General features: G+C 63.4%; 3 protein-coding genes and 1 pseudogene. All 4 read right to left on the bottom strand.

From position 1 onward, the window contains the following. A pseudogene (locus ACXJKH_RS16890) lies at positions 1-366 on the bottom strand (hypothetical protein); the annotation flags it as partial. Continuing rightward, a complete protein-coding gene (locus ACXJKH_RS16885; protein WP_457321047.1) occupies positions 363-773 on the bottom strand; it encodes a GtrA family protein in 411 nt (136 codons plus the stop codon). The gene ACXJKH_RS16885 and the pseudogene ACXJKH_RS16890, both read right to left, overlap by 4 nt. 28 nt (positions 774-801) lie before the next feature. After that, positions 802-2,709 carry a hypothetical protein gene (locus tag ACXJKH_RS16880; protein WP_457321045.1) on the bottom strand — a complete coding sequence of 636 codons (1,908 nt, stop codon included), beginning with the start codon at positions 2,707-2,709 and terminating at the stop codon, positions 802-804. A gap of 77 nt (positions 2,710-2,786) precedes the next feature. Next, positions 2,787-3,626 (bottom strand): NAD-dependent epimerase/dehydratase family protein (locus tag ACXJKH_RS16875; RefSeq protein ID WP_457321043.1); only part of this gene is annotated, 840 nt, incomplete at its 5' end.

Raw genomic sequence — 3,626 nt, 5'->3', positions numbered from 1 at the left:
GCGCGATGCGCACCAAGCCAACAGGCCGAACATCACCGCGGCCAGCAGGTAATTGACGATCAACAGGAAGACCGCCTGGCCCCCAAAATACTTGAGGTCCAGGAAGAACAATGCACGGGCCAGCACGATGCGATGCTCGTTGTGCTGTGCCCACCATGCCGATGCATCGATCTGCTGATGCATGTAGAAGCCCAGCGAGCCATCCCACATGTCCCAGAACGGCACGGGACTATGCGCACGCGCACCGGCGATGATGCCAAGCACCGCAAAGGCCAGCGCGAGTGCGAGGCCTGCACAGAACGCGGGATTGTCCGCGAGGTAGCCGAGCACGCCGCGTCGGGAAGCGGCAGACGGTGACGTCGTCATTGACGTGGTTCCTTGGTCTTCTTGAAGGTGAGGTGCTTGTGGCCGAAGTAGCTCACAATCGCCGGCGCCGCGATGCCCAGCGCATGCGCGATCGTCTCAGGGTGGAAGGTCATGCCCAGCCTGGGGAAGACGTAGTGGGTGAACAGCAGGCTGATCAGCAACGTCTGCAGCAGGGCGAGCATGTTCACCGCTACGAACCAGAACACCTGATGGCCCAAGGGCCTGTCTGCGTCCTTGAAGACGAATGCACGATTGAGCGCGAAGGCCGTGGCCATGCCGACGAGGTAGGCAAGCACGATGGACCAGGCGTAGCCCATCACATGGCTGAAGGCAATGCGCGAACCAAAGTTCGCCACCGCCGCAAGGCCGCTGGCGACAACGAACAACATGAAACGCCGATCGATCATGGCGTGGCGTCGCCGCGTTCAGGAAAGGTCATCGGGAGTTCTCCGTGGATGTTGGGGGGACATTGGGCGTGTGCGGCTGCCCGGGTAGATCTGCCGGTGTCAGGCGGTTGTCGAAAAGGCTCTTCTCGACCAGATGTCGGCACTGGGACGCCGACAAGGGCGCATACCAGAGGTTCTCCATCCTGCCCGTCCAATGCACGGCAGGCCCCTCGCTGGCCTGGCCGGACGTGCAGCGTCGAATCTCCGCGCGCCAGTCCAGCGGGGCGTGCGTGAGCCGGCCGTAGAGCACGGTCTGGTGCAGGGGCGCCAGCAGAAGCAGCACGAACAGCACACGTCCCGGCCCGCGTGCATTGAACGCCAATTGGATCAGTATCCAGGCGAGGAATACATAGGGATAGAAGAAGTAACGCGGTCCGGCAGTGAAGGGGTCCAGCGGATCGATGGGTACCCGGGCCGCGGCGGCCGCCACGGACAGGACGAAGCAGGCGACAAGGCCGGCCAGCACATCCGACCCCTGCCGCCTCTGCGCCCAGGCAGCCAGGGCGATGACCAGAGCAAGAGCCGCCCCGAGTCCTGCAAATAGCGCCGGMTGGCTGTTTTCCGGATGCCAGTAGAGGAAATGCCCCATGAACCGCTCAAGCAGGGGCTGGATGCCCGGCAGGGTACGATGGGCTTCCGACGCAATCGGGTTGTACAGCACCAACGCGGCCTGCACCGCTGCCGAAGTCCCGGCCGCCAGCAGCATCCACCACTCGTTGCGTTGGCGAAGCAGCAGCGCGCGCAGACCATACAGCGGTGCCATCATGACGATCAGCGGCGAGGAAAATGCGCCGATCACCAACATCGGCATGCGCCAGCGCAGGGAGGGCGCACGACGTTCATCCCAGAACAACGGGATTACAACGAGGAATGCTGCCCACCACAGCACGTAGGCCGAGGTCGTGAACACTTCAGGGTCTGTCGGGACGGCCAGCACCGCCAGCGCGCATGCCCACGCGCCGCGCAGACGCGTCGGTGCAACGGCAAGGATGACCATAACTGCGACGGTAACCAGCGCAGCCAGGCCAAGGCTGATCTCCGGCAGCCACCGGAAGGAAATCGTCACCGCAAGCGCGTTGATCAGCTTGTTGGGAATCAGGATGTAGCCGGCCACCGGGTGGAAGAATGTCGCCCAGCCGTACTCAAGGAAGTGCGGCAACAGCTCCTTGCCGTCTTCGACCCACACGTAGGGATGGCTCCACTGTGATGGTCTTCGCAGCATCATCGCCGCAAGCGTCGCAACCGAGATGCAGATTGCTGTCAGGACCGATCGTCTACGACTGCGAACTTCCCGTTCGGTCCCCGGCGCTACCGAGCCGCCAAGCCGAGAGAGCCACGGGTAGAGGATCGCCAGCAGTACCAGCGTGATGCTCACCGGAGGCCATCCACCGAATCCGCCGGCAATGCCCACGCCGATCCAGCCGAAACCCTCTTTGGTCTGGTCGCTGACGACCAAACGGCTTTCCTGCGCCTGCAGTGTCGCAGGCACGTCGATGGTCCAGCGCACCCATCGATCGCCGGCTCGTGGCAGTACGACCGCCTCGCGGTGCCCGTCCGCCCCAATCAATGCGGCGCTGATCCCGGGAGTATCACCGTAGCCGGCGATGTCCACCGTCATCGATCGCGTGCCGGGCGTTATCGGGCCGACGACGAGGTCGGCCAGATCGGCATTCTGCTGGTCGCAGAATGTGATGGCCCTGGGCGAGGCGGACGTGGATTGCTTCAGGAAGTGGGAGTAGGCCTGCGAACACCCACCAGTGATGCTGCCGCGATAGCCATCGTCCGCCAGTCCTATGCTGGCGACGACGATCGCAGCCAGCAGCAGCAGAAGCCGGACGACGGCGGTTTGATTGCTGCCAAGCGCAGCGGCCAGACGTTCGACTCGCATGTTGTTCATTCGTGTTGGTTTCGTGCATTACATGGATGAGATGGACGCCCCACCAGGCAGACACCCCCTCAAGGGTGCGCGAAGGCTCAGCGCTTGAGGACGATGGAGCTGTAGCGCGGGTCGCAGTAGCTCTCACGGATCGCTTCTTCAAACGGCGTCTGGGCCACGCCGAAGATGGCCTCGGTATCGACCCCCTTGAAGTCGTCCCCGGCCGACAGCGCCTTGAGCTGGTCCGCGGTAAACGGAGGCTTGCTGCTGAAGACGCTGTACACCCGCAGCAGGAAAGCAAAGAAGCCGATGGGGATGTGCACGATCACCGTCCGCAGGTTCTTGACCTTCTTGATGGTGCGGATGATGTCCACATAGTCCACCCGCGTGGCGCCGACGATGTCGTAGGTTTCGCCGGTAGGCTCGCGCGCGATGCACTGGGCGATACAACGGCAGAAGTCGCGCTCGTACAGCGGCTGGCGCATGAAGCGGCCGTCGCCCGGGATCGGGAAGACGGGCGTGCGGGCCATGAAACGCGACAACCAGCCCAGGTGCTTGGGATCGAACCAGCCGAACATCAGGGTGGGGCGAAGCACGCAGTGCGCGATGCTGCTGGCGCGTACTTGGGCTTCCTGCAACTTCTTGGTTTCGGTGTAGTCGTCGGTGGCCACCGAGTTGACCACCGAAGAACTGATATGAACCATGAACGGTACCCGGTGCTGGTCGCACGCGGCAAGCACGCGTTCGGTCGCCTGCAGGTTGTTGCGATCGAACAGGGCGCGGAATTTGCCGGTGATCTGGGCATGCAACTGCACCACCACGCGGGCGCCGGCAAAGGCGTCGGCCCACTCGCCCGGTTCGGCCAAGTCAGCCAGGATGGTTGTCACGTCCGGATGCAGGCGGCGCAGGATCGCGAGGTTGTGCTCATGTTTGTCGAT

It is taken from the genome of Stenotrophomonas sp. P5_B8, from assembly GCF_054049855.1.
This window is presented reverse-complemented; position numbering and strand designations above follow the sequence as displayed.